General features: G+C 67.7%; 23 protein-coding genes and 1 pseudogene. 15 read left to right on the plus strand and 9 right to left on the minus strand.

Features of this window, described 5'->3' with window-relative positions; all coding sequences use genetic code 11:
• Positions 1–67 precede the first annotated feature (67 nt).
• Complete coding sequence (locus ACQFZP_RS10655; RefSeq protein ID WP_211891275.1) at positions 68–859, plus strand: ABC transporter ATP-binding protein; 792 nt, start codon at positions 68–70, stop codon at positions 857–859.
• On the plus strand, positions 856–2,979 hold the full coding sequence (locus tag ACQFZP_RS10660) for an FtsX-like permease family protein (protein ID WP_211891276.1): 2,124 nt from the start codon (positions 856–858) through the stop codon (positions 2,977–2,979). The genes ACQFZP_RS10655 and ACQFZP_RS10660 overlap by 4 nt, the downstream gene beginning before the upstream one ends.
• 307 nt (positions 2,980–3,286) lie before the next feature.
• Here the strand turns inward: ACQFZP_RS10660 and ACQFZP_RS10665 are convergent, their stop codons facing one another.
• Positions 3,287–3,889 carry a response regulator transcription factor gene (locus ACQFZP_RS10665; RefSeq protein ID WP_104310750.1) on the minus strand — a complete coding sequence of 201 codons (603 nt, stop codon included), beginning with the start codon at positions 3,887–3,889 and terminating at the stop codon, positions 3,287–3,289.
• The gene (locus ACQFZP_RS10670) at positions 3,886–5,160 is read right to left on the minus strand and encodes a sensor histidine kinase (RefSeq protein ID WP_211891277.1); all 1,275 of its coding nucleotides are present in this window, start codon (positions 5,158–5,160) and stop codon (positions 3,886–3,888) included. Before ACQFZP_RS10670 ends, ACQFZP_RS10665 begins: the two co-directional genes overlap by 4 nt.
• A gap of 181 nt (positions 5,161–5,341) precedes the next feature.
• Here ACQFZP_RS10670 and ACQFZP_RS10675 point away from each other — a divergent pair, with 181 nt between their 5' ends.
• The gene (locus tag ACQFZP_RS10675) at positions 5,342–5,836 is read left to right on the plus strand and encodes a small multidrug efflux protein (RefSeq protein WP_211891278.1); all 495 of its coding nucleotides are present in this window, start codon (positions 5,342–5,344) and stop codon (positions 5,834–5,836) included.
• A gap of 58 nt (positions 5,837–5,894) precedes the next feature.
• On the opposite strand, the gene ACQFZP_RS10680 is transcribed toward ACQFZP_RS10675, so the two are convergent.
• Positions 5,895–6,647 (minus strand): formylglycine-generating enzyme family protein, encoded by a 753-nt coding sequence (locus tag ACQFZP_RS10680; protein WP_211891279.1) that lies wholly within the window; start codon positions 6,645–6,647, stop codon positions 5,895–5,897.
• Positions 6,648–6,720: 73 nt separating this feature from the next.
• Here ACQFZP_RS10680 and ACQFZP_RS10685 point away from each other — a divergent pair, with 73 nt between their 5' ends.
• From ACQFZP_RS10685 to ACQFZP_RS10715, 7 genes are all read left to right on the plus strand, one after another.
• Positions 6,721–7,689 carry an alpha/beta fold hydrolase gene (locus ACQFZP_RS10685; RefSeq protein ID WP_211891280.1) on the plus strand — a complete coding sequence of 323 codons (969 nt, stop codon included), beginning with the start codon at positions 6,721–6,723 and terminating at the stop codon, positions 7,687–7,689.
• A gap of 191 nt (positions 7,690–7,880) precedes the next feature.
• A complete protein-coding gene (locus tag ACQFZP_RS10690; RefSeq protein ID WP_211891281.1) occupies positions 7,881–8,810 on the plus strand; it encodes an ABC transporter ATP-binding protein in 930 nt (309 codons plus the stop codon).
• The gene (locus ACQFZP_RS10695; protein WP_211891282.1) at positions 8,807–9,652 is read left to right on the plus strand and encodes a hypothetical protein; all 846 of its coding nucleotides are present in this window, start codon (positions 8,807–8,809) and stop codon (positions 9,650–9,652) included. The genes ACQFZP_RS10690 and ACQFZP_RS10695 overlap by 4 nt, the downstream gene beginning before the upstream one ends.
• Positions 9,649–10,944, plus strand: a complete 1,296-nt coding sequence (locus ACQFZP_RS10700; protein ID WP_211891283.1) for a sensor histidine kinase — start codon at positions 9,649–9,651, stop codon at positions 10,942–10,944. Before ACQFZP_RS10695 ends, ACQFZP_RS10700 begins: the two co-directional genes overlap by 4 nt.
• Positions 10,941–11,609 (plus strand): response regulator, encoded by a 669-nt coding sequence (locus ACQFZP_RS10705; protein ID WP_211891284.1) that lies wholly within the window; start codon positions 10,941–10,943, stop codon positions 11,607–11,609. Before ACQFZP_RS10700 ends, ACQFZP_RS10705 begins: the two co-directional genes overlap by 4 nt.
• A gap of 131 nt (positions 11,610–11,740) precedes the next feature.
• Positions 11,741–12,028 carry an MGMT family protein gene (locus tag ACQFZP_RS10710; protein WP_211891285.1) on the plus strand — a complete coding sequence of 96 codons (288 nt, stop codon included), beginning with the start codon at positions 11,741–11,743 and terminating at the stop codon, positions 12,026–12,028.
• A complete protein-coding gene (locus ACQFZP_RS10715) occupies positions 12,006–12,611 on the plus strand; it encodes a uracil-DNA glycosylase family protein (protein ID WP_211891555.1) in 606 nt (201 codons plus the stop codon). The genes ACQFZP_RS10710 and ACQFZP_RS10715 overlap by 23 nt, the downstream gene beginning before the upstream one ends.
• A gap of 118 nt (positions 12,612–12,729) precedes the next feature.
• On the opposite strand, the gene ACQFZP_RS10720 is transcribed toward ACQFZP_RS10715, so the two are convergent.
• The 3 genes from ACQFZP_RS10720 to ACQFZP_RS10730 form a co-directional block, all read right to left on the minus strand.
• Complete coding sequence (locus tag ACQFZP_RS10720; protein WP_211891286.1) at positions 12,730–13,005, minus strand: hypothetical protein; 276 nt, start codon at positions 13,003–13,005, stop codon at positions 12,730–12,732.
• 561 nt (positions 13,006–13,566) lie between these two features.
• On the minus strand, positions 13,567–13,935 hold the full coding sequence (locus ACQFZP_RS10725; protein ID WP_211891287.1) for a GreA/GreB family elongation factor: 369 nt from the start codon (positions 13,933–13,935) through the stop codon (positions 13,567–13,569).
• Positions 13,936–14,270: 335 nt separating this feature from the next.
• Positions 14,271–14,828 (minus strand): DUF488 family protein, encoded by a 558-nt coding sequence (locus ACQFZP_RS10730; RefSeq protein WP_211891288.1) that lies wholly within the window; start codon positions 14,826–14,828, stop codon positions 14,271–14,273.
• A gap of 378 nt (positions 14,829–15,206) precedes the next feature.
• On the opposite strand from ACQFZP_RS10730, the gene ACQFZP_RS10735 reads away from it, so the two are divergent.
• Complete coding sequence (locus ACQFZP_RS10735) at positions 15,207–15,884, plus strand: DUF6766 family protein (RefSeq protein WP_211891534.1); 678 nt, start codon at positions 15,207–15,209, stop codon at positions 15,882–15,884.
• Between the two features lie 906 nt (positions 15,885–16,790).
• Entirely contained in the window at positions 16,791–17,123 is a 333-nt protein-coding gene (locus ACQFZP_RS10740; protein ID WP_211891289.1) for a cupin domain-containing protein, read from the plus strand.
• Between the two features lie 415 nt (positions 17,124–17,538).
• Here ACQFZP_RS10740 and ACQFZP_RS10745 read toward each other — a convergent pair whose 3' ends face one another.
• On the minus strand, positions 17,539–18,522 hold the full coding sequence (locus ACQFZP_RS10745; RefSeq protein ID WP_055939215.1) for an aldo/keto reductase: 984 nt from the start codon (positions 18,520–18,522) through the stop codon (positions 17,539–17,541).
• An 88-nt stretch (positions 18,523–18,610) separates the two neighbouring features.
• Here ACQFZP_RS10745 and ACQFZP_RS10750 point away from each other — a divergent pair, with 88 nt between their 5' ends.
• Positions 18,611–19,024 (plus strand): MerR family transcriptional regulator, encoded by a 414-nt coding sequence (locus tag ACQFZP_RS10750; protein WP_055939212.1) that lies wholly within the window; start codon positions 18,611–18,613, stop codon positions 19,022–19,024.
• A gap of 221 nt (positions 19,025–19,245) precedes the next feature.
• Positions 19,246–20,376: pseudogene (locus tag ACQFZP_RS10755) on the plus strand (IS30 family transposase).
• A gap of 176 nt (positions 20,377–20,552) precedes the next feature.
• On the opposite strand, the gene ACQFZP_RS10760 reads toward ACQFZP_RS10755, so the two are convergent.
• Positions 20,553–22,556, minus strand: a complete 2,004-nt coding sequence (locus ACQFZP_RS10760; RefSeq protein WP_211891290.1) for a serine hydrolase domain-containing protein — start codon at positions 22,554–22,556, stop codon at positions 20,553–20,555.
• A gap of 795 nt (positions 22,557–23,351) precedes the next feature.
• Between ACQFZP_RS10760 and ACQFZP_RS10765 the strand changes: the two genes are divergently transcribed.
• Positions 23,352–24,026, plus strand: coding sequence for a recombinase family protein (locus tag ACQFZP_RS10765; RefSeq protein WP_211891291.1), 675 nt, complete (start codon positions 23,352–23,354; stop codon positions 24,024–24,026).
• A gap of 24 nt (positions 24,027–24,050) precedes the next feature.
• Here ACQFZP_RS10765 and ACQFZP_RS10770 read toward each other — a convergent pair whose 3' ends face one another.
• Entirely contained in the window at positions 24,051–24,524 is a 474-nt protein-coding gene (locus ACQFZP_RS10770; RefSeq protein ID WP_211891292.1) for a DUF6416 domain-containing protein, read from the minus strand.
• Positions 24,525–24,759 lie beyond the last annotated feature (235 nt).

The following is a 24,759-nucleotide window of genomic DNA, read 5'->3' on the forward strand; positions in this document are numbered from 1 at the left end:
AGCGCGCCGGCGATGACCGTCCCCTCGGTCGACGCGGGCAGCCGTGCCCACCTCAGAGGGTGGATGCATGACTTCAGACCTCGGCGACCTCCGTTCCCCGCCCTCCGCTCCCCCGGTTCCGCTGGCCGCCCGGGCCATCGACGTCGTGCGCGAGTACGGCGACACCGGCAACCGCGTCCGCGCCCTCGACGGGCTGAGCCTCGACCTGCCCGCGAGGCGGTTCACGGCCATCATGGGCGCATCCGGTTCTGGCAAGTCGACCCTGCTGCACTGCCTCGCGGGGCTCGACCAGCCGACGTCAGGCCGCATCCTGCTCGGCGATACCGACCTCGGGCGGCTCGACGACGCGGCCCTGACGGCTGCGCGGCGCGACCGGGTCGGGTTCGTGTTCCAGGACGGCAACCTGCTCCCGCACCTCACCGCGGGCGAGAACATCGACCTGGGCGCGTCGCTTGCGAGGCGTCGCCCCGAGCGCGGCTGGCGGGCTGAGCTCGTCGAACGCCTCGGCATCTCCGACCGGCTCCGGCACCTGCCGGCGCAGCTCTCCGGCGGCCAGCGCCAGCGGGTCGCCGTCGCGAGGGCCTTGCTCGGGCGCCCCGACCTGATCGTCGCCGACGAGCCGACGGGCGCCCTCGACAGCGAGTCGGGCAGCTCGCTGCTCGCACTTCTGCGCGCGTGCGTCGACGAGTACGGGCAGACCGTGGTGATGGTCACCCACGACCCGGTGGCCGCGGCAGTCACCGACGAGGTCGTGCTGCTCAAGGACGGCAGGGCGGCCGGCAGCCTGAGCTCGCCCACCCGCGGTCGGGTGCTCGAGCACGTCGCGGCGCTCGCGGCGGGTGCCGGGGTGCCCGCATGATCGTCATCCGCGCGGCCGCGAGAAGCGTGCTCCGGCGGCCGGGCCAGGCGGTGCTCATCGGCATCGCGATCGTCGCGGCGACGGCCTTCGCGGCGGCGTCGCTGCTCATCGCCCTCAACGCGAGGACCGCGCTCGTCGCGTTCGGCATGAGCACGCCCGCGGCGGCGGGTGCCGTGGTCATCCCGCCGAGCGATCTGACATCGGAGGCGGCCACGAAGATCGCCGAGCGGGCGCGCACGCTCCCCGGCGTGGACGAGGTCGCCGTCGAGTACCTCGGCGACGTCGAGGTGCAGCTCGGCGGCACCACCGCCGTCTGGAAGCTGACGAGCGACCCCGGCTCCGGCCCCCTGAGCGGCATCGGCGAGCTGTCCGCCGGCACCGCGCCGGAGGTCGGCGAGGTGGTCATCGGCACGAGCACGGCCGAGCGCTCCGGCGCGACCGTCGGCGACGTCTTCGTCGCGGGCGGACGTGAGCTCACGGTCGCGGGAATCGGGCAGGTGCACGAGTTCGGGCAGGACGTCGCCCTCATCCGGGAAGAGGATGCGGTAGCGCTCGGCGGGTCGATGGCCCCGGTGCAGATCTTCGTCACGGGCGCCCCCGACCTCGACATGCTGAACGCGGTCGCGGGGGAGAGCACCGTCATGGGCGGCGAGGAGCGCCGCGCGGAGGAGGCCCGCTCGGTGACCGACACACTCGTAGGCGTCTTCGGTGCCCTCACCGTGTTCGTCGGCCTCGCCGTGCTGTCGGCCGTCGTGATCGTCAGCTCGACCTTCCGCATCCTGCTCACCCGCCGGGCCGCCGAGCTCGCGCTGCTGCGCTGCGTCGGAGCATCCCGCGCTCAGGTGCGCCGCTCGGTGCTCGTCGAGGCGGCGTTCATCGGCCTCGTCGCCGGTGCCGCGGGCGTCGCGGTCGGGCTCGCGACCGCGGCGGTGCTCGTCACGGCGGCCAGAGGCGCCGGGCTGCTCGATGCGCCCTTCGATGCCGCGCCGGCGGGACTCATCGCGTGCCTCGTCCTCGCCGTGTGCTGCTCCATCGTCGCCGCACTGCCAGCTGCGCGGGCGGCGGGCAGGACCTCACCGGTCGCCGCGCTCGGCGAGGCTCGCTCCTCGGATGCCCGCCCGCTGCGAGGTGCGCCCCGCCTGCTCTTCGCTGTCGCAGCGCTCGTCGTCGCGGCCCTCGCCGCGTTCGCGGGGGTGGCCGTCGCATCCACCGACGAGTTCCTCGGCCTCGCGCTCGCCGCGCTGAGCGGCACGCTCGTCTTCGCGGCGCTCGTCGCCGTCGGGCCCTTCCTCATCCGCTGGTCGGCGCTCCTGCTGCGACCGCTCGCATCCGGGTCGGTCGCGCTGCGACTGACGATGTCCAACGCGAGTCGCGCATCGCGTCGCACCGCCGCCATGACCACCGTGCTGACGCTGGGCGTCGGCCTCACGGCCGCGCTCACCGTCGGCGTCGCAGGGGCGTCCGCCGACGCCGAGGAGAGCGTCGCCCGCAACTTCCCGACCGCGGCCATCATCCCCGTCGACCTCGTCGACGACCCCGACGCAGTCGTCGAACGCCTGTCGGCGGACCCGTCCGTGGAGGCACGCCTCGGCGAGACCGACATCCTCATCGATCCGGCACCCGGGGTGGCACCCGAGGCGCTGCGCTCAGCCGTGCTCGACCGCGTGGACCCGGGCGTCCCCGTCTACTGGGCCGCCGACGTCCAGGCCGGGATCGAGCAGACCATCCTCATCGGGCAGCTCATCGGGGCGGCCATGATCGGCGTGACGCTGCTCGTCGCGATGATCGGGGTGACCGTGACGCTGGCGCTCTCGGTCGCCGAGCGGCGCCAGGAGATCGCGCTGCTGCGCGCCCTGGGCGTCAGCCGGTCGGGGACTCGCCGGTCCGTCGCAGCCGAGGCCGCGCTCGCCGCCACGGTCGGCTCGGCGATCGGCGTCACCGTGGGCTGCGGATACGGGGTGCTCGCCCTGCACGTCCTCGGAATGGCAGGCGGCATTCCGCCGTTCGGCACGCTCGCGGTGCTCGGGGTGGGCGTGATCGCCACCTCCGTGCTCGCCTCAGTCGCGCCCATGCGGGCCGCGAGCCGCGTGCCGCCGGCCATCGGCGTGGCCGCCCGCTGATGCGCTGACGCGCTGACGCGCTAATGCGCGGCTACGCGGGGGTTTCGGGATGGGTTCCACGCTTCGGGATGGGTTGCAAGCCATCTGCGTGCGTGGAAGCCATCTCGAAATGTGGTCCGGGTGGCGGTCACCGCCCGGGTCGCGCGGCGGGGCGGCGGCGCGGCTGTCTTGGGATGGGAACCTCGCTTCGTTCAGGGAAGTTTTCCTCAACGAGGTGACGTTGCCATCCCGAGACGAATCCCATCCCGAGCCGAGCGCCAGCCCGAGACGTTCGCCAGGCGACGGCGTGGGCGGATGCGCCACCGCGCTAGATCCAGCCGCGCTCGCGGGCGACGACGGTCGCCTGCTGCCTCGTCGAGACGGCGAGCTTTCCCAGCACCGACGACACGTAGTTGCGCACGGTGCCGGGGGAGAGGTGCAGGCTGCGGGCGATCTCGGCGATCGTCTCGCCGCGCTGTCCGGCGCGCAGCACGTCGAGCTCGCGGTCGGTGAGGGGGCTGCGTTCGTCGGCCAGTGCGTCCGCGGCGATCTCGGGGTCGACGTAGCGTCGACCGGCGGCGACTCGGCGGATGATGTCGGCGACCTCTTCGGCGCGGCGGGACTTCGGGATGAACCCCTGGACTCCCGCGGCGAGCGCGCGGCGCAGCACCCCGGGCCGGGCGTGCCGGGTGACGACGATGCATCGCACCTCGGGCAGGCCTTGCAGGCGCTCGGCGACTTCGACGCCGTCGAGGCCCGGCATCTCGAGGTCGAGCAGGCAGATGTCGGGCTTGAGGCGCAGCGCCTCTTCGACGGCGGAGGTGCCGGTGCTGCACTCGGCGATCACCTCGAGGTCGACTTCGAGGCGGAGCAGTGAGGCGAGGGCCGTGCGGATCATGTCCTCGTCGTCGGCGAGCAGCACCCGGATCATGCGTGTTCTCCTGTCGTCGCGGGGAGGTCGGAGGTGCCGGCGACCGGGGCGTGTACGACGGGCAGGCGCACTTGCACGGTGAAGCTCGTGCCGTCGTTCCACGCCTCGACCTTGCCGCCGCTGACCTCGAGTCGCTCGCCCATGCCGGTCAGGCCACTGCCCCACGCGACGTCGGCCCCGCCCTCAGCTCCGCCCACGCCTCCGGCGCCGCCGTCGTGGCCCGCCGCGTCGTTCACCATGCGGTAGACCCACGTGTCGCCGTCGCGGCTGAGGTCGATGCGGGCGCGGGCACCGTCGCCGTGCTTGAGCACGTTGGTGACGCTCTCGCGCACGATCGGGCCGAGCACGTCGGCGGGGGCGGATGCGGCGCCGGCTCCCACGTGCATCCGCACATCGTGGCCGGCAGCGCGGAGCAGGTCGGCCGCGTTCTCGAGCTCATCAGGCAGGGGTACGCCGCGGAAGCTCGTGGCGAGGGCGCGCGTGCCGGCGCGCGCCTCGTTGACGGCTCCCTGGGCGGCGCGAATCTGCTCGGCCGCGGCGGCCGGGTCCTTGGTAAGGAGGCGCTCCGCGAGCTCGAGCTGCAGCGCGATGACCTGCAGGTGGTGGCCCTGCAGGTCGTGCACGTCGTTGGCGAGGCGCAGGCGCTCGCGGGTCGCGGCGAGCTGGCTCTCGGCGGTGCGGGCCCAGTCGAGTTCCAGCACGATCTCCCACCACCACAGGGAGAACGCGGTCATCGAGGGCACCATCAGGACGAAGAAGGCGGGCGCCGAGAACGCGCTCACCGGGATGCCCTGCGTCGCGAAGGCCGACGCCTCCACGAACACGAGCACGAGCACGAGCAGTGTCGCGCCGACGACGACCCGCCACCGCACCCCGGGTGTCCAGGGGCGGACGGAGAGGACAAACGCGACGACCGCCGCGGCGGCCAGCAGCGACGATGTGCCGAGCCCGAGGAGGAGCGCGCCGAGCACCGCGAGCACGAACCCCGCCATGGTGAGCGTCGAGGGTGGGTGCCGTTCGCCGTCGCGCGCCGCGAGCACGCTCGGCCGGTAGTCGAGGAGCAGCAGGATGCTGGCGGCGATCCAGGCCACACTGCCGGCGATCGAGAGGGGGAACCGCCAGGGCGCGTCGAGTGCCGGCGCCGCCCAGGCCCAGAGGATCCAGAACAGGGCCGTGAGAGCGACGAAGAAGGCGACCCCCACCGCCGTGTACCACCAGGTGGCGGTGACGCCGCGGGCCAGCGCCGTCTCGCCGATGCGTGGAGTGCTCATCCCTCCACGGTAGGCCAGGCGTGGGCGAGCGGCCCGTGACATTTGTCATGAACCCGCACGCGCATCCTCACGAGGAGTGGTGACGCGGCGGCACTGCCGCACGCCGCGCATCCCGGGTGGAATGGAGACATCGCCGCGGCACCCGACGCGGCAGCCCACTTCAGCTCCGAAAGGCCACACCATGAACCCCATCGCAGAGCTCATCCTCGGTTTCCAGGACCTGATGGCGCAGTTGCCAGAGTGGCTGCAGCCGCTGATCGTCGCGCTTGCCGGCGCCGTTCCCTTCATCGAGGGTGAGGGTGCCGCGACGATCGGCATCATCGGCGGCATCAACCCGGTCATCGCCGCCATCGCGGGTGCCCTCGGCAACTTCATCGCCGTGGCGCTTGTCGTCTACCTCGGCGCTGCCATCCGGGCCCGCTTCGCGAAGTCGCCCGAGGACGCGACGCCGAAGACGGCCCGACGCGAGAAGTTCCAGCGCGCGTTCAACCGCTACGGCGTCGCCGGCGTGAGCCTGCTCGGCCCGCTGCTGCTCCCGACGCACTTCACGGCCGCGGCGCTCGCGGGAAGCGGCATCTCGAAGGGGCGCGTGCTCGTCTGGCAGGCGGTCGCGATCGTGCTGTGGACGACGCTGCTGACCCTCTTCATCACCGGGGTCATCGCCTTCGCCGTCTGATCCGGGGCTCGCAGCCGCTCAGCCGCCCACTAAGTCGCGTGTCAGGCCAGCGGATGCGTCAGCGCAGCGGGGTCCACCCGAACGGGGTGGGCCCCTCGAGTGTTGCGCGCTCGCGGTCCGCGCGGGCAGACCACCCCTGGGCCGCATTCTCGGCGTCGAATCCACCGCGGGCGACACGGAACCCGACGTCCTCGTGGTGCATGCGAGGTGCACCACCACGGCGGACGGAAGCGCGCACGCTCCACGTGTCGTCGGCGTAGCCGCCACCGCGGAACACGCGGTAGTCGTCGTAGCGGGCCGGGTCGAGGAGGTCCCAGCACCATTCCCACGTGTTGCCGAGGGTGTCGAAGAGGCCGTTGAGGTTGGGGTGCTTGCCGCCGACCGGCTGCGGGCTGGTGACGCCGTCGAGGCTGGTCCAGGCGACGTCGGCGAGCGGCCCGTACTGTGCTGCAGTCGACCCGGCCCGGCACGCGAACTCCCACTCGGATTCGGTGGGGAGGCGGATGCCGTCGGAGTCGACGTGCCAGGTGACCTGCTCGCCGTCGTACGAGTAGGCGTGGTCGAGGCCCTCCCATTCGGAGGCGGCGTTGCAGAAGCGGATGGCGCGCAGCCAGCTGACGTCGGTCGCGGGCCGGTCGGGGTGGCTCATCCCGTCGTCGGTCGCCTCGCCGAGGAGCTCGCCGAGCTGCGACTGGGTGACCGCGTAGACGCCGATCTCGAACGGCTCGAGCTCCACGCGGCGGCGGATCTTGCGGCGCGCGTCGTGCAGTTCGACGGTGCCGCCGTCGATGGCCGAGAATTCGATATCCATTGGGGCCATCCTCGCACCGGAGGCCGCGTCTGGTGCCTGGCGGGTGTCTGTCGCCGCGTGAGAGCATGCCGGAATGATGGACTCCGCCGCCTTTGTGTCCACCCCAGACGGGCGTCGCCTGCGCACGTTCGCGAGCGGGCCGCGCGACTCGGGCGCCGTGGTCGTGCTCGAGGCTGGCCTGGGAGCGAGCGGCCTGTACTGGGGGCTCGTGCACAGGATGCTCGCGGAGCGCGTGCGGGTCGTCGCCTACGAGCGAGCGGGGTACGGGGAGAGCACGCCGGATCCTGAACCGCGCACGTTGGAGCGCCTCGCCGACGACCTCGACGTGGTCGTGGACGCGCAGGAGCCGGCGCGGCTGGTGCTCGTTGGCCACAGCTGGGGCGGGCCGATCGTGCGGCGCTTGGCGGCACGTCGCCTGGCGACTGGCGCTCCCATGGACGGGCTTGTGCTCGTCGACCAGAGCGACGAGCACGCGGCGCTGTACTTCCGGCCGTCGACGCGGCGCCTCTTCGGATTCTCGGCGGCGGTGCTGGAGCCGGCCGCCAGGCTTGGTCTGCTGCGCGTGCAGCTGCGGAGCCTCGTCGAGGGGATGGACCCGATCGCGGCCGCGCAGGCCCTGGATGCATCCACGAAACCGGGTGCGGCGCGGGCGGCGGCCGCCGAGCAGCGCCTCGTGGGGAGCGAGCTCGCCGGGTTGCGGTCGCGCCCACCGAGGCTTGGAGATCTGCCGATGCGGGTGATCTCGGGCATGAAGGCGACCCCCGGCGATCGGACGCGGGGCCCGCTCATCGAGGCGCACCTCGAGACCGTCGCCGCGCATCCCGGGGCGGTGCACGTGCGGGCCGAGGAGTCAGGGCACGTGGTCAGCGCGGCAGAGCCGGGGCTCGTGGCGCGGCAGGCCCTTGAGCTGGCCCTGCACGTCGGGGACAGCGGTGTCGACTCGAGTGCATTGGTGTCGCTCGCTCGATCTGAGTGCTTCAAAAAGACCGACACGAACGCAGGCCGAAACGTTCCGCGGCGAGACGAGTTTCCGAGACGCTGACGAACCTGCACGTAGGCGATACGCCACACGGGATGTCCGACGAATGGGGGTGTCTTGGAAAGCTAATGGTTTTCACTGCACCTGGGGGAGTAGCACCTGGGTGCCACTGCGTGTCCCGGTTCGGTCCCGCAGTCCGATGCGGCTTCTCCCTGCCCGCCCCTAGTGTCCTCGTGAGTCGGAAAGGACCACGAATGATCACTGCGGAATCGCTGACGAAGCGCTATAGGAACAAGGTCGCTGTCGACGACGTCGACTTCACGGTCGAGCCGGGACTGGTGACGGGATTCCTGGGGCCGAACGGCGCCGGGAAGTCCACGACCATGAGGATGATCGTGGGTCTCGATCGACCCACCTCCGGTGCGGCGCTGGTCAACGGCCGCCCGTACGCGGAGCACAGGGCGCCGCTGCGGGAAGTCGGGGTGCTGCTGGACGCGAAGGCCGCCCATCGGGGACGCACCGCGTACGCTCACCTCCGTTCGATCGCAGCGACGCACGGCATCGGCAGAGGACGAGTCCGCGACGTCATCGGCATGGCCGGGCTCGACAGCGTCGCAGGCAAGCGGGTGGGCGGCTTCTCGCTCGGGATGGGGCAGCGACTCGGCATCGCAGCGGCGCTGCTCGGCGATCCGGCGACGATCATCCTCGACGAACCCGTCAACGGCCTCGACCCCGAGGGCGTGCTGTGGGTGCGGACCTTGATGCGGACCCTCGCGAACGAGGGGCGCACCGTGCTGCTCTCCTCGCACCTCATGAGCGAGATGGCCCAGACAGCTGACCGCCTCATCGTCATCGGCCGCGGCCGCATCCTCGCGGATGGCCCGATCGGCGAAGTCATCGCTGGGGCGACTCGCTCCGTGGTCCGCGTCCGCACGCGAGACACCCAGAAGCTCACGGCGATCCTCTCCGGCTCGGCGGCATCGGTCTCCCTGCAGCCGGATGCTGCCCTGGAGATCGTCGGGCTCACGGCCGAGCAGGTCGCGGTCGTCGCCGCAGACGCGGGCGTCGTGCTGCACGAGGTCGCAACACGGACGGGCACGCTCGAAGAGGCGTACCTCGCCCTGACCGCTGAACAGGTCGAGTACCGGTCGACGCAGGTCCCGAGTGGGGTGATGGGCCGATGAGCGCACCGACCCGCGTCAGGCAGGGGCACATCCACGCCCCGGTCCGACCTCGATTCCGGCACGTGCTCGAATCCGAGCTCATCAAGCTGACGAGTCTGCGCTCGACCGGGCTCCTCTCCGCCGCACTGCTGGTGCTGGGGCTCGGCGTGAGCGTCCTGTTCGCGGTGACGCTCGAGTCCGGCGGCGTTCCGTCCGCGCACTCGGTGGCCTTCTCCCTCGACGCGATCACGCTCGGAACCGTCCTCTTCGGGCAGATCATCGCCGGCGTCCTCGGCGTGCTCGCGATCAGCGCCGAGTACTCGTCTGGAACCATCCAGCCGACCCTCATCGCCGTCCCACGCCGCAGCCCGATCATCGTTGCGAAGGCGCTCGTGCTCTTCCCCGCCGTCACGGCCACCGCATTCATCGCGCTGCTGGGCTCATGGGCCGCGACCTACACGATCTACGCGGGGTACGGCATCCAGACGGAGCTGACCGAGCCCGGCTTCTTCTTCGCGATCGTGGGCGGGGCCGTGTATGTAGGGTTGTGTGCCGTGTTCGGTGTCGGAGTGGGTGCGCTGCTGCGTTCGGCGGCAGGAGGGGCGATCGTCGTGTTCTGCACGACGCTGCTCGCCCCCATCCTCACGTCCGTGCTCCCCACTTCAGAGCTCGTCCGCACCATCCGCCTCTACATGCTCTCGCACGCGGGCGACTCGATGGTCCGCATCGGTGACCCGACTCTGGGGTTCGCCGATGCGACCTCGCAGTACCTGAGCCCGGCCGGCGGGTGGATCACCGCGACGGTCTGGGCCCTCACGGCACTCCTCAGCGCACTCGTCGCGATCCGCCGGAGGGACGTGTGAACTCGAGCTCGCGCAGAACGCATCCTCCCGATGCAGAGCCCTCGAACGCTCCGACCGATCGAGGAGCGTCGCTGAGCGGAATCCGGCAGTTCGCGCGCCGACAACCCAGGACTGCGAGCGTCGCGCCGGTCGCGCTCTACGCGGCTGTCGCTCTCGGGCTCTGCGCCGTCTCCTTGGAACCGCGGTTCGGAACCCCCTGGTGGATCCCGGCGCTGCTCGGCATCGGCGGCACCGCCTGCCTGATCGCGCGAGCGAAGCACCAGCTGGCGACGTTCATCTGCGCCCTGGTGCTCGCGCTGCTCTCGCTCGCGTTCGGCACCGGGGCGGAGACACTGCTCCCCGTCATCACGCTGTACGGAGTCGGTGTCCGCCGCCCCACTCCTGTCGCATGGATGTGCACGGCCGTGACGATGGCCTTCGGGGCGGTCGGCGCGCAGGTCCTCGTCATGCGCCTCGCATCCGGCCCCTCCCTTTGGGGGTCGCCGCCGCTGACGCCTCGAAACGCGACGTTCGACTGGCTTCTCGCCTACGGCGCCATCGCGGCCGTGCTCCTCGTCACCGCACTCCTGGGGACGAGCGTGGGACAGCGGCGCAGATACGTCGCCTCGCTCCTCGAACGCGCGGAGCAACTCGCCAGGGAACGGGACCAGCAGGCGGAGATCGCGAGCGCGCGCGAACGCGAACGCATCGCCCGAGAGATGCACGACGTCATCGCGCACAGCCTGTCGGTCATGATCGCCATGTCGGACGGCGCACAGGCGGCGGTCCAAGACCGACCGGAAGAATCGCAACGAGCCATCGGGCGGGTCGCGGAGACTGGTCGCCGAACCCTCACCGAGGTGCGCCGCCTACTCGGATCGGTCCGCGAGGCCCCGCCCGCGAGCCGGCCGCTGCCGCCACAGCCCGGCGCCGGGCAGCTCGGGGCGCTCATCGAGGAGTTCGTCGCCGCCGGCCTTTCGGCGCGACTGGTAGAGCGCGGCGAGCCGACCGCCGACCCCGCAGTCGGCCTCACCGTGTACCGCATCGTGCAGGAGTCGCTCACCAACGCGCTCCGCCACGGTCGCGAGCTGGAGCAGGTCACCGCCGAGGTGACGTGGTCGAGGGACGAGGTCGTCATCGACGTGCGAGATCGGTCGCAGCCTGCACTGCCGAATGCCGACGTCGTCGGGAGGGGCATCATCGGCATGCGCGAGCGCGTGACGATGTTCGACGGCACCCTCGAGACGGGTCCGCAGCCCGGCGGCGGCTGGCGGGTCCTGGCGAGACTGCCCCTCGGGGAGTGGACGTCATGAGCGATGCGATCCGGGTGCTCCTCGTCGACGACCAGGAGCTCGTCCGATACGGCTTCCGCCTGGTGCTCGAAGCCGACCCCAGACTGGTCGTCGTGGGAGAGGCAGCGGACGGGGTCCAGGCGGTTGGTGCCGTGGCGCGGCTGCGCCCAGATGTCGTCCTCATGGACGCCCGGATGCCCGGCCTCGACGGCGTCGAGGCCACCCGTCGCATCACCGAGACCGCCGCTGATACACGCGTCCTGATGCTCACCACCTACGACCTCGACGAGATCGCGTTCGCTGCGCTCGAAGCCGGGGCCGTCGGCTTCCTCCTCAAGGACACCCGCCCCGAGGAGCTCGTGGCGGCAATCCTCGCCGTTCACGCCGGGGACGCCGTGGTGTCTCCACGCATCACCGCGAAGCTCATCGGCATCGCCGCACCGCGTCTCGGTGCACGAGCCGAGCCGAAGCTCGCAACCCCTGCACTCGATGCCCTCTCGCCTCGCGAGCAAGAGATCTTCGCGCTCATCGGCGCTGGACGGACGAACGGCGAGATCGCGGAAGCACTGCACCTCAGCGAATCCACCGTCAAGACGCACGTCGGTCGCGTGCTCTCGAAGCTCGAGCTTCGAGACCGCGTGCAGGCCGTGATCCGCGCCTACGAACTCGGTATCACCGGCCAATGACCTGACACGGTACAGCCGGCGCGCACCACGAGAGATACGATCGACTCGCGCAGCGCAGCGTTGGTTGTGCTTGCGGCATTCACTCACATGGGTGACCGACGCGTCACCTACCTGGCGTTGGAGACGGTCGCATGAGTTCGCTCGACGAGGTTCGACGAATCGTGAATGGTGTCCCGCCCGGGCAGGTCATCACGTACGGAGAGATCGCTGCGCGCATCGGGACTGGCCCACGTCACGCGGGCCGCCTCGTGGCGCAACTGGGTGATGGCAGCCCTTGGTGGAGGATCGTCTACTGGGATGGCTCCCCGGCAGCTTGCCACGACGGCGTTGCACCCAATTTGCTGGCACAAGAAGCCACGCCCATGTGCGCTGACCGAGTCGACATCAGGAGGGCCCGTGCAAAACAACCGAAACCTTGATCCCTTCGCGCTCCTGCACCATGACCTGGTGCATGACGAGAGCAACAAGCACCTCCTGGACCAGGGCAAGGCTCCCGTCTACACCGCGGGTCCGAGCGCACGTGTCGCCGTCATCGGGCAAGCACCGGGACGGCGCGCACAAGCGAGCGGCATTCCATGGGATGACGCCAGCGGCGCCACGCTCGTCGAATGGCTGGGCGTCACCGAGGAACAGTTCCGCAACCCCAACCTGTTCACCCTGCTGCCGATGGACTTCTACTACCCCGGCCCGCATCGCAGCGGCTCCGGGGACGCCCCACCGCGCCGAGGATTCGCGGCCCGATGGCATCCGCCGCTGCTCGCGCTCATGCCCAAAGTTCGTCTCACGCTGCTGATCGGACGGTACGCCCAACACGCCTACCTGCCCTCCTCGAGAGCAACCCGGCTGACAGATACTGTCCGGGACTACCAACGCTTCCTCCCCGAACAGTTCCCCCTCGTGCATCCTTCACCGCTCAACTTCCGCTGGCACACCAGGAACCCCTGGTTCCTCACGGACGTCGTCGGGGACCTGCGGCGGCATACTGCCGACGCGTTGCACTGATCATGCTAGATCGAGGTACGACTGCATCGTCACGGCCGCCTGGCCGGAGCAAGCGGTCGGACGCGTTCACCACCATGCGACCTAGTGTGAACTCACCCGGGAGTCTGGTGCGGCTGGTTCAGCACGAGTCGTTCGCCGTGACGGCCGCGATACTGTCGGCCGCGATGCTCGCCCAACACAGCGCACTATCCGAGACCGACCCAGGCCGCCGCCGGATATGCGATGTCATCCGCTGCTCGAGCAGCGCCGATTCGGTACAAGCAGAGACGTCGATCACGATCACGTCCACGAACGCGCCCAGCTCTCGTTCGAAGGAAGCATGCGCCTGCAACGCGAGCTCCGCTGCGGAAGTGGCGAGCAACTTCGAGCTGGCTGGAGTCGCAACGTAGATCACGAAAAAGTGCTCGAGCTGCGTGTGTCGTTGAGCCTCCTCGATCGCCGCTGACCCAGACGTTTTGAAGCATTCCTTGGTCGCCTCTGATGAGGGGGCCTCACGAAGATCGATCGCCGCGACAACGGCGCGCGCATTCGTGGGCGATGGAGACTCTCGAGACGCTGGTCGGAGACGGATGGCGATGCTGCAAACGAGTCGAGGATGTCGAGTGGAGCTCCGAGAAGGAGCGTGGGGCGGGGCATGATGCTCCATTTGTTCAACGAGGGCAGCCCCCCGTCGGCTGGCTCCCGGCCAGGCGAGCGAGACAGCCGATGGGTGGCTCCGGGGGAATCGGATGCGACCGTCGCTTCGAGACGGCAGTGCCTGCACGGCCCGTCGACGATGGACCGCGCGGCAAGAGACCAGAGCCGTCTCTACGGCCGCGGTGAGAGTTTCTGTCCTGTCGGGGGTGCCACGTCTCGCAGGAGCCGCGAGTGCGCGATGCTGTGAGCGTCTGCAGGAAGCGGTGACTCTTGCTGCGAGGACGTCGACTAGGCAACGTGCACGTGGCTGCGGTTGCGGTTATCCGCTGAACGGTTCGGCGCTGATGACCCGAACTTTGGTTTCGACGCCCGACGGGGGCGTGAAGCAGACAGTGTCTCCCACCCGGGCGCCATTCAGGGCCTGACCGAGGGGCGATGAGGGTGAGTACACGTCGACAGCGATCGAAGGCTCAAGCGAGATCAGTTCTCGCGAGCCGAGGAGGAAGATTGAGGTGCGCGCGGCGTTCGTGAACAGCACGGTAACGAGCATGCCGGGTTCGACGAGCCCGTCATTGGGCTTGTCCGCGGCGTCGGTCGTGCGCAGTGCTTCTCGAAGTGCTCGTATTCGCTTACTGGTTTCCGGGGTGGGGGCTGATTGTGCGGAGAGCGCGGTGAGCTCTTCGGTCATCCGCTCGAGGACGCTCGGGGGAACCCAAGTGGTTTCTGAGGCAGTCATGTCGTTCCGATCTGTGGTCAAGCTGGCCGGCCAGCTGAACCTCTGACCATAGCCCATGAGCACCCACAAATCCGAGGTGTCTGCGCTCTCGCGAGGCCACCTCCAGCGCCCGGCCCACCCTTTGCCTGCTCTCTCGGGAAGAGGACGACAGCGGGCATGGCCTGGTGGGCGGCGAGGCCCTAGTGCCTACTCGTGCGGGTTCGGCGCTGCGTCGTCAAAGGGGCCGACGTCACTCACGCGGAAACACGGTGCGGCAGTAGCCGGGTTTGTTGTGGTCGCGGAGGCGGTCAAGCTGCGGCTGGGTAGGTGACGAGCCCGTCGGGGCTGATGTTCGCACCGGCGCTTAGCTCGGCCGCACTAACACGGCCAGGGCCGATGATGTGGTGCACGTCGCGTCCGCCGGCAACAAGATGGTCCGCGATGATGCGGCGATGGCAGCGCCACCAGACCGCTTCGGAGCACATGATCGCGATCCGATGCCCCGAAGGGAAGACATCTGTGAGCGCCGATCGGAACTCGTCGGATAGAGCATGGTCCGCGTAGTTGTGAAAACTGCGGTTCTGCCACCACGCGTTCACCTCGAAAGGCACGGTCTTGCTGACGAGACGCCGCCCAGCCAGCGCGTCGATGTGCTCGAGCGAGATGTTGCGGTCGAGGAGAGATGCGGCAAGAGCGTCCGCGTTGAAATGCGGGAAACGGTTCGAGCCTGCAAGCTTTCGCACGTCAAGGACCCGTTCGATGTCGTGTTCCTCCAGCAGGGCAAGGAAATCTGCGATCTGCCGGGTCGAGTGTCCAACGGTGAACACAGGTGCGGGAGAACTGCCTTCGGACTGAGGTCGACTCATGGATGGCTCCTTTCCTCCAACCGGGCGGCCAGGCTACCGGTACCCATCGTGACGCTTCACACGGATCGCGAAACTGAAGCTCCCCAGGTGTTTGCGATGACCGACCCTGCTGACGACTCGAACTAAGTCAGCGCAGTTCGTCGTCCGAACCGACGAACACCTGGTGGGAGGTGCCCCCTATCTCGTCCGCAGTGATCCCGCGCGCTACGGTCGACGGATCATCCTCGCTAGCGAAACTTGACGATGGGGGAGTGGTCTTATGACGAACTCAGGAAACGGCGAAACGCGCGGCATGCGGGTGGTCTTCTGAACCTGGCTGTTACTCATCATCGGCGGCCTCGCCACGATGATCATCCTGCCGCTGGCGGGACATTAGCCATGAACCGCAGCCTCCGGGACGCCGGCTTGAGCCTCGCGTTCCTCGCGATCTTCCTCCTCACGCTCGTCGCCCAGTCCATCGCCGGCCTCGCCTATCTGAACGAGCAACAGGCACAGCATGGGCAGCCGTCCGTGCCGTACCTGGAATTCGTGACCTCATCCGACTTCATCGTGGATGTCGCCGAGAACTGGCAATCCGAGTTCCTGCAGTTCTTCCTCTTCATCCTCGCCACGATCTGGCTCGTGCAACGCGGCTCCCCGGAATCGAAACAGCCCGGGGACGAAGGCACGGGTTCAGACGCCGATCAACTCGTGGGGGAGCATGCGAGAGCGGATTCGCCACGCTGGGCGAAGGCGCGAGGCATCCGCTTGTGGGTCTACTCCAACTCGCTGCTGCTCGTGATGGGCGCGATCTTCCTGCTGTCATGGCTTGCGCAGTCCATCGCCGGACGCGTCGTCGCGAACGAGGAAAACGCGCAGCACGGACAACTGCCGTTGCCCTGGCTCGAATACGTCGGCTCGGCCGACTTCTGGAACCGGTCCCTGCAGAACTGGCAATCCGAGTTCCTCGCCGTGGGCGCGATGGTGGTCTTCTCCATCTACCTGCGACAGCGCGGCTCAAGCGAATCGAAACCCGTCGGGGTGCCGCACCACACCAGCAGCGAAGAATCGGAATGATCTAGCGATGAGCCCAAGGCACGGGGCCTCTGGGCAGCGCGGTCGTCGCCGCGAGAGTCGGGGAGAGACGGCAACCACCAGCTCGGACTGCAGAAAGCACGTGTGAGCGAAGTGTCTCGACGTACCCAGCGGCCACCGGGTAGTCCTAGTCGTTGATGTGCAAGACGTAGCCCGCGCCCCGCCCAGTCGTCACGGATTGAACTTCGTACTCAACCCGTTCCCAGCAAAGTTCGAATGCACATCGGCACCGACGGGGGCGTGGCCCTGCCGGGTTTCATCTGCGACGGAGTAGCGGTGCGCTCAGTGGTGCGGCGAACGGTTGCTTCCGTCGCGGGGAAGTTCTTCGGCGGGGAGTGGCTGTCGCGAGGAGGATGGAGAGTGATCGGTATCCAAGCCCCTTCGTCGTTGGTTCGGGCACTCACCGAGTTGCCGAGTCGAGCCTGTCGCCTCGGCTTCTCAGAACCAAAGGATGGATAACTCATGGGGTACATGTACTACGGCAGCCAGGGGTACGAGCTCGAGATCGATGACCGGCCTCTGTCGCACCTGAAGATCGCACTGTTGAGCATGCTCCGGGCGGAGAGATGCGTGGCGTTCACCATGCAACGACCCAACTCCAGCGGAGGCGGACGAGAAACCCTCTGGATCACCCCGCACACGGATCTCCGCTTCCGATTTATCGGAAGCCGGCCACCGAGCATCAACGAAGACTGGGTCAAGCTGCTGATCGCCTCCGCCAGCACGCCGGCGGGGATGCGACTCTGCACAGAACCGGCCTCAACCCGCACGCTCCACGCGAGATAGCGGCCCGTTAGGTGCGGACACTGCCCGTCGCACAATCCGCGGGTTCGACACGTCCCATGAGCGCATGACAACGTCATCAACTGCACGGGCAATGATGAGGGCATGCAGAAGACCTCGCTCATTGCACTTGCCCGCCATCAACTCGCTCACGCGCGAACGGCCTCGAGCGGGCGAAGCGCGAAGACCATCTTCGGCGGCCACGAGCACCACCTACGCCAAACGCTGATCGCCTTGCGGGCCGGTGAAAGCCTGGCCGAACACGTCAACCCTGGAGAGGCGACCGTACAAGTCCTGGAAGGTCGCGTCACGCTCAGAGCCGGTGACCTGTTCTGGAACGGCTCTCCAGGAGACCTGCTCACCGTCCCGGACGGACCTCATTCCCTCGACGCCGTTGACGATTCAGCCATCCTCCTCACCGTCGTGAAGAAACACTGACCCCTTAACCGCACCGCCGCCTCACTGACTCGGAACAAGGGCTCAGGAGCGTCTGAGCATCGCGAATCATTGAGACGACCCGCGAACAAGCAGTCCTCTCGACGTCGGCAGGCACACTGCACTTGTGCTGACAGCAGCTCCACGCATCCTGACTACGCCAAGTCTCCGTCGAGGACCTGCTGCTCATAACGGCGAGCGATCCGAGCCGCAAGGCCGGAGAACTCGGCCATCGCTCTCGCCTCAAAACCCATCGTTTCTGGCGGGACCGGAACCGTCGGCGCTTTAGAGGCGCCACAAACGATCACCGAAAACCCCTTACGGCAGGGATTTTCGGCGCATCGCTGCGAGGGGCGCGGTGTTGAATCCGACGCCGGCCCGCGAGACCTGTTCGGTGTCGCGGGCCTTCGCGTGCAGGTCAGCCGCGGTCGCGTGCCATTCCTGCTTCGGTGTTACGGGTGCCGACCGTGATGCCGTGCGGGGATGCGGCGTCGATGCGTTCGAGGTCGTTGGCGGTGAGTACGACGTCTGCGGCGGCGGCGTTCTCCTCGATGCGCGCGGCTTTGGCGGTGCCGGGGATCGGCACTGTGCCAGCCTGGATCAGCCACGCGAGCGCGAGCTGCGCCGTGGTGACGCCCTTTTCGTCGGCGATGACCTTGAGCGCTGCGACGACGCGGAGGTTCGCCTCGATGGCCTCGTCAGAGAACCGGGGGAGGTTGCGGCGGGCGTCGCCTTCAGGCAGGTCGTCTTTGCGGGTGACGGTTCCGGAGAGGAATCCGCGCCCGAGTGGGGAGAAGGGTACGAACCCGACGCCGAGCTCCGAGGCTGTGTCGAGGACGCCGTTGTGCTCGGCGTCGCGCTCGAAGAGGCTGTACTCGGACTGGATCGCTGTGATCGGGAACGTCGCATGCGCCCGACGAAGCGTCTCGGCCGAAGTCTCTGAGACGCCGATGTAGCGCACCTTGCCAGCAGCGACGGCTTCGCTCATCGCGCCGATGGTCTCCTCAATCGGCACTTTCGGGTCTGCACGGTGGAGGTACCAGAGGTCGACGTGGTCGGTACCGAGGTGCCCAAGGGACCGGTCGATCGCGCGGCGCGCGTGTTCTGGGGAGCCGTCGAGGCCGATTGGTTCGCCGTCGTCGGTGAAGTCCGTCGCGAACTTCGATGCAATGACCACACGCTCCCGGTCCGTGCCGAGGACGCGACCAAGGAGTCGCTCGTTCTCGAACGGCCCGTACGCCTCCGCTGTGTCGAACAGGGTGATCCCGAGGTCGAGCGCTCGACGGATGGCTTCGGTGGAGCCTGCTTCGGTGGCGCCGCCGTAGAAGGCGCTCATGCCCATGCATCCGAGCCCGAGCACGGAAGTCTGAAGGCCTTGGGAGCCGAGAGGGATCTGCTGCATGTGGTGTCCTTTCCTCGCCGGGGTGCCCCGGGCGAAGACAACCTTCCACACTGGTGTGCACACCATGTCAAGTGGCAGACTCAGTTCCATGCTGCTTCCCGAGGTCCACGTCGACGAGCCCGTCACGATCAGTGTCGCCGCAGACCTCCTCGGCATCACCGTCGACACCATCCGCTACTACGAGAAGGAAGGCATCGCGCCCGCGCCCGACCGTGGTCCGGACGGGTGGCGACGGTACGACACGGCCGCGTTGAGCTGGCTCGCCGGAACGGTGATGCTCCGCGGCACGGGGATGAGCGTGCAAGAGATGCGCGAATACGCGGCGGCGTACCGGGCCGGTGCTGATCATGCCGAGCGTCTTGCGCTCCTCGAACAACACCACTCGGCCGTCCTCGCCCGGCAGGCCGAGGTCCAGCGTCACTTGGCGGCGCTGGAGCGGAAAATCAAGGCGTACCGCCAGACCATCGTCGCGACGAGCGACAGCGCCCGACCGGCTGCCTGACGGCTCTGTCGGGTCAGCCGTCGGCTTGTGGGGGGGGGGCGCGATCAAGACACACGCATCGCTGCGAGAACGACGATCTCTGCGGAAGTGCCCACAGGGATGACTCCGCCGAAAACGATGGGCGGTTTCTGTCGGTCGTTGCAACACCCCGATGAGTAAGGGGTGGGCGGATGCCAGCGAGCGGTGCTGCGCGGGAGCGCGAGCGAAAGTTCTGGGAGCTGATGCGGGAGGGGCGATCTTCGTCAGCGGCGTGTGAAACTCTCGGCGTGCACAGACGCCAGGGGTATCGGTGGATCAAAGCGGCCGGTGGTCGATTCCCGGTCGAGGACAAGCCGCGATCGGGTCGGTATCTCGAGCTCGAGGATCGCTTACGGATCGCGGATCTGCGCCTGCAGGGCGCCGGGGTGCGTGAGATCGCGCGGGAGCTGGGACGGCAGCCGTCGACCATCTCGCGCGAGCTGCGACGCAACGGCAAGCCGGGCAGACATGGGTACCGGCCGCACGCGGCCCAGAAGTAGTGCGAGGCTCGCGCGCGCCGACCGAAGGCATGCCGGCTCGACGAGCCGGTCCTCGCGGCGCTCGTTGAGGAGCGGTTGGTGAAGAATTGGAGTCCACAGCAGATCAGTGATGACCTGGCCCGTCTGTTCCCGAGGAATCCGGAGATGCGCGTGGCACCGGAGACGATCTACCAAGCCCTGTTCGTCCAGGGGCGCGGACACCTCCGCGCTGACCTGCACACACACCTCCGCACCGGGCACGCTGCCCGCAAACCTCGCGGCTTACGCTTCACTGACAAGGGCAAGATCCGCGACAAGATCCTCATCAGCGAACGGCCCGCCGAAGCACGAGATCGAGCCGTCCCGGGGCATTGGGAAGGGGACTTGATCGTTGGGTCGGCATCCGGATCTGCAATCGGCACGCTCGTCGAGCGCGCGAGCCGCTACGTGATGCTCGTTCATCTCCCGAACGGACATAGCGCCCCCGCGGTCCGAGACGGACTGATCGCGACGATCAGCACACTGCCGGCCCATCTTCGTCGGTCGCTGACCTGGGACCAGGGAACCGAGATGGCGAAACACCTCGACGTGACCCTCGCAACGGATATGGCGATCTACTTCTGCGACCCCCACTCTCCCTGGCAGCGAGGCTCGAACGAGAACGCAAATGGACTGCTGAGACAGTACTTCCCGAAAGGCACGAACCTCAACGCTCACGGCCCTGCACGGCTGCTCGAAGTCGCGACGGAACTCAACCAGCGACCACGAAAAACCCTCGGCGGTAGAACCCCTGCAGCCACCCTCGAAGAGCTACTCTCGAATCCACCAAGACCAGGTGTTGCGACGACCGGCTGACACCACCCATGGGTTTTGAGATGTCTCACTGGCAGTCACAGGTTGCATGACGGACGAGACGTCAAGTGGGGCGCGGGCTTGCAGCTCCCCGTCGAGGTCCGCCCCGTCGTGCCCGTAGATCGCAGCGCGGGCGTCACCGTCCTCGAGAGCCGCGGAGCAAGCACCTGTACCTGTGGTCAGTAGGTGATGCTCGGGAGAAGCAATCCGCCGACGACAGCCACGTACCCGAGTCCACAGAATGCGAGCGTCAGAACAATGCGTCCGGTGATGCGGAGGGTGCGTGCCCCTCTGGACCGCCACGGCGAAGGATTCTCCGCGTTGTTCTCCGTTGGTTGCGCGCGGTGGATTGTGAGGAGCGCTGCGGGAAGCGCGCCCAGAACGGCCGCGAAGGTGAGTGCTTGTGCTGAACGCAGGATCACTGCGGACGGTGGAGCTCCGTCCGAGAGGAGCGTCGCCGCGACAGTCGCCCAGAGTATGCCCGCAAGCGCAAGCGCCAGGAGGGCTGCCGCTCGGAGACGGCGCAGCAGCCGCTCTCGACGCGGGGCTTCATGAGCGACCTTGTACCAGCGACGGATGCCCCACCGCGCAGGAAGCGCGAGCACCGCGGCAGTGAGCACAGCGAGCGAGAGCGTCGCGATGATCGGCAACGCCGCCCGACTCGGCGACATCGGCTGGAGCGCGAACGCCGGGTTGAGGCCGATCGCGACCACGCGTCCGTCCTGCTGATCGACGGCGAAGCGTCGTTGCCCATCAACTTCTTGCCAGACCCAGGGCTCCACCTCGACGAGATCCACGGGAGTCCCGGCCAAGTCGGTGACCGCCGATATCGTCACCGCATTGCCCGCGCTTGGAGACACTTCCACGGTGGAGAGGGCAGCGAAAAGGCGCACGAACGTGGACTCGCTGCGCCTCGACACCTGATAGGTGCCGACGATCTCGTCTGCATGCTCGGCTGCGGTCGTCGTTTCCACGACGGCTGCGTCGCGCTGGTCGGGAAAGTACCGGTCTGCGAACCCGCGAGACAGGGCGTCTCGGATCGCAGTCGACGCGTCCCCGTTCAACCCGGTGCTGTTCAGGGAGATGTATACGCCGGCTTCGTCGTCTGGGTAGAGGTCGAGTTGCGCGTGGAACGCGGTGAGGTCACCTCCGTGGCTGAGGATCCGGTGCCCGTTTCTGTCCGCCTCGAAGTAGCCCAGGGTCATGCGAGGTCCTGCAGCGAGACCGCCGAGCTCCTCGGCGCTGAGGGCTGGCTCGTGCATCTGCTCCAGAGTGCGTTCGCTGAGCAGCGGACTGCTGTCCCCGAGTTGCGCGAGCATGAACGCGTTCATGTCTGCAGTCGTCGCGGAGATCGCACCGGCAGGGGCGGGTGCGTTGATCTCGAACGGCACTTCGGCGGAGCCGGTGAACGAGTAACCCTTGGACATCGATGACTGCATTTCATCGGGCAGCGGCTGGGCGAGCGTTGCAGTCGACATGCCTACCGCGTCGAAGACGCGCTCCTGGACGTAGTCGGCGTAGCCGACGCCGACGGTCCGCTCCACGACATACGCGGCGAGCCCGTTCGAGTAGTTGGAGTACGCGGGGGTCGTGCCAGGTTCTGCGATCTGCTCGGGCGGGTCGATCGTAACGGCATCGCGGAGCGATGTGGCATTCCCTCCGGGGCCAGCGATGACTCCGGCGATCTTGTCCTCGAAGCCGGCGGTGTGGGTGAGGAGATGACGAAGCGTGATGGGTTTCTCGAATGAGGTGTCGAGCGTGAAGTCGAGAGAGTCCTGAACTGGCGCATCCAGGGCGAGACGTCCTTGCTCGACGAGCTGCATCACAGCGGTGGCGGTCACGACCTTGGAGATCGACCCGATGCGGAAGAGCGTGTGCTGCGGATCCACGGGCACCGGATCCTCAGTGTCCGAGCCGGTGTCCGCGTAGCCATACCCACGCTGCGTCATCACCTGTCCCTTGCTGACGACTCCAACCGTTGCACCAGCGATTCCCTCACGCTCGAGAGCGGAAGGCAGCATCCCGTCGAGCCACGCGTTCACGTCCTCAGTCGTGAGCTCGTGCGCGGCGCTCGTGAGGCCGACGGGCGCGGCTACTGCGCTCGTCGCGCCGAGCATCGCGAGCACCCCTGTCAGGGCGACAGCGCTCAGGCCGCGAACGAGGAAAAGGGGATAGCTGAGCAATTTTGATCCTTCAACGGAGTACATAGCTGACAGAGCGAGGCCGGAGTATCGACCGACCCCGAACGGGGGCTCATTGACAGACTTTCCCTCTAAACATAGGACCGGGATCGATGTGACGAAGCCACAGCCATATCCCCGTTCCTCCCGGGGCCTACTCGTCCTCGGGATCTCGACGGCTTCAGGCGACGCATTGCGCGTGCTGTCGGATGGCGGCCGAGGGTTCTCTCACCCAGTGAAGCGACCGCTTGTCTCCAGTCGCTGGAACACCCAAATGGCTAGACCAATCGGATTCGCAAGCAACCCGGGCGGCATCGCAAGGCAAGCCTGCTCGATCCCATCCAGTCCTCGCGAAACCCATGGGTTTTGAGGTGTCTCACGCGGTAGAGAACGAACCCCAACACACCTCGGCGCGCGACGGCACCACGACGACTGCGCCTCGGCTCCCGCAACCGCCGTGGATGCCTGCAGATGGCGAGCATGCAAGCTGGTGACATGCCAACGAACGAAAACAGGAAAATACTCACGCTACTTGTGAGCCTAGGAGCAGCGGTCGTGCTCGTCTGGCTCACGCTGACCAGCGGCATTCTGGGGCACATCTTCGACCCAGGCTAGATCGACTCGCTGCAGAAGCATGCTCGCGTAACCCTAGGGTTTTGAGACAACCGGTGTGAGACACCGATCCGGGGGAGTGGGTGGCGGAATCTCGCGGGACTCGGATTCTCAAAACCATGTTTCATAACCGACTCACCGTAGACGTGTCGCAGGGGTCGGTTTTGCGACACGTATGGTGCAGGAATGACCAAGCTCATCGGCTACGCCCGTGTCTCCACTCGACACCAGAACACCGACCGGCAAGAAGTCGATCTGCGGGCAGCCGGCGTCCGTACCGATGACCTCTACGTGGATCGGGGAGCGTCGGGCGCGAACGCATCCCGGCCCGCACTCGACGGTGCACTGCGGGCGCTCGAGCCTGGTGACACTTTCGTAGTGACGACTCTTGATCGCCTCGGCCGCTCGACCGGCAACATGCTCACGCTCGCCGAAGAGCTCCGCAGCGAAGGAGTAGCACTGCGGGTCCTGAACTTGGGCGGGGGAGACGTGGACACGTCAACCCCAATGGGGTCCATGGTGTTCACCGTCATGGCCGCGCTCGCGCAGATGGAACTCGAGATCAAACGCGAACGCGTCCTCGACTCGGTCAGCAAGCGCCGAGCCGCCGGCTCCGACCTGGGCGGGCGCCCAAGGAAAATCAGCGAGAGCCAACTCAAGAACGCTGCCCACTTGGTCGCGGCCGACGTGCCGGTCGCAGAGGTCGCGCGAAACCTCGGCATCTCGCGGGCGACACTGTATCGGCGCTTGCAAAAAGCCCAGATGTCGGAGGCGATCGAGGTGCTCGAGGTTCCTGAGATTGCGGCCGGCACCCACCCGCCGTCGCTACCTGGACTCACCGTGCCGATCGAGCGCATCTGACGTTAGATCCTGCCCCTCGGGTAGTCAGCGCTCTTCGCGCTGAGCATCCCGGAGCAGGCGCGCCACTTCGGGGGTCATGGAGTAGCGCTCGCCATCCCAGTCCCAGATGTAGTGCCACGCGAGCCCCTTGGGTGTGCTGTACATCGGGAGGCCAGCACGGCGGATGGCCTTGCCGACTCCACCAAGGACGCCCGCGACACCAGACTTTCCCTTCGGGTGATTCATTGCCGTGGCGACCTCGTCCGGCGTGACGCGCACGGTCTCATCGCCTACGTTCCGGATCAGTTGCTCGAGGACGGCTCGGCCGGGGGCGGAGAGCTCGGACCACAAGGCCGAAGCTAGCGACGCGGCTTCCTCGGACTGCACCCAGCCCGGGACGATACCCGATGGCAGCTGCTGCGGCAGATTGAGGTCGGGTGTCTCGGAGAGGAACTCTCCGAACCTGATGTAGAACTCTTCGACGCGGTGGGCGGGAACATGAACGGTGATGGGGAACATGGGAACTTCTCCTGAAGGTAGGTCGCAAACTAGCTTGCATTCCCTCATCTTGCATCAGTGTGCATCCGAAAGTCAAGCTATTTTGCAAGGTATCTTGGAGCGGGTCCCTCGGATCGCTTTGCGCGTGTGCACACCAACGCCGTGCTCCACTGCCCACCCCTGCGGGTCCTTGAGCTTGGCGGACCGCACAGGCAATCAGAGCTCCATGCCTCAGGGCGGCGGTAGCAACGCTCCT

The sequence above is a fragment of the Pseudoclavibacter sp. Marseille-Q434 genome, from assembly GCF_050315415.1.
Lineage (GTDB): Bacteria > Actinomycetota > Actinomycetes > Actinomycetales > Microbacteriaceae > Pseudoclavibacter.

Excerpts from the sequence above, each read along its gene's own strand:
- ACQFZP_RS10710 (WP_211891285.1), top strand. The coding sequence starts at position 11,741 with ATGAGTTCGCTCGACGAGGTTCGACGAATCGTGAATGGTGTCCCGCCC.
- ACQFZP_RS10680 (WP_211891279.1), bottom strand. The coding sequence starts at position 6,647 with ATGGATATCGAATTCTCGGCCATCGACGGCGGCACCGTCGAACTGCAC.
- ACQFZP_RS10740 (WP_211891289.1), top strand. The coding sequence starts at position 16,791 with ATGCAGAAGACCTCGCTCATTGCACTTGCCCGCCATCAACTCGCTCAC.
- ACQFZP_RS10750 (WP_055939212.1), top strand. The coding sequence starts at position 18,611 with ATGCTGCTTCCCGAGGTCCACGTCGACGAGCCCGTCACGATCAGTGTC.
- ACQFZP_RS10690 (WP_211891281.1), top strand. The coding sequence starts at position 7,881 with ATGATCACTGCGGAATCGCTGACGAAGCGCTATAGGAACAAGGTCGCT.
- ACQFZP_RS10670 (WP_211891277.1), bottom strand. The coding sequence starts at position 5,160 with ATGAGCACTCCACGCATCGGCGAGACGGCGCTGGCCCGCGGCGTCACC.
- ACQFZP_RS10665 (WP_104310750.1), bottom strand. The coding sequence starts at position 3,889 with ATGATCCGGGTGCTGCTCGCCGACGACGAGGACATGATCCGCACGGCC.
- ACQFZP_RS10685 (WP_211891280.1), top strand. The coding sequence starts at position 6,721 with ATGATGGACTCCGCCGCCTTTGTGTCCACCCCAGACGGGCGTCGCCTG.
- ACQFZP_RS10705 (WP_211891284.1), top strand. The coding sequence starts at position 10,941 with ATGAGCGATGCGATCCGGGTGCTCCTCGTCGACGACCAGGAGCTCGTC.
- ACQFZP_RS10770 (WP_211891292.1), bottom strand. The coding sequence starts at position 24,524 with ATGTTCCCCATCACCGTTCATGTTCCCGCCCACCGCGTCGAAGAGTTC.
- ACQFZP_RS10695 (WP_211891282.1), top strand. The coding sequence starts at position 8,807 with ATGAGCGCACCGACCCGCGTCAGGCAGGGGCACATCCACGCCCCGGTC.
- ACQFZP_RS10735 (WP_211891534.1), top strand. The coding sequence starts at position 15,207 with ATGAACCGCAGCCTCCGGGACGCCGGCTTGAGCCTCGCGTTCCTCGCG.
- ACQFZP_RS10745 (WP_055939215.1), bottom strand. The coding sequence starts at position 18,522 with ATGCAGCAGATCCCTCTCGGCTCCCAAGGCCTTCAGACTTCCGTGCTC.
- ACQFZP_RS10675 (WP_211891278.1), top strand. The coding sequence starts at position 5,342 with ATGAACCCCATCGCAGAGCTCATCCTCGGTTTCCAGGACCTGATGGCG.
- ACQFZP_RS10730 (WP_211891288.1), bottom strand. The coding sequence starts at position 14,828 with ATGAGTCGACCTCAGTCCGAAGGCAGTTCTCCCGCACCTGTGTTCACC.
- ACQFZP_RS10655 (WP_211891275.1), top strand. The coding sequence starts at position 68 with ATGACTTCAGACCTCGGCGACCTCCGTTCCCCGCCCTCCGCTCCCCCG.
- ACQFZP_RS10725 (WP_211891287.1), bottom strand. The coding sequence starts at position 13,935 with ATGACCGAAGAGCTCACCGCGCTCTCCGCACAATCAGCCCCCACCCCG.
- ACQFZP_RS10765 (WP_211891291.1), top strand. The coding sequence starts at position 23,352 with ATGACCAAGCTCATCGGCTACGCCCGTGTCTCCACTCGACACCAGAAC.
- ACQFZP_RS10660 (WP_211891276.1), top strand. The coding sequence starts at position 856 with ATGATCGTCATCCGCGCGGCCGCGAGAAGCGTGCTCCGGCGGCCGGGC.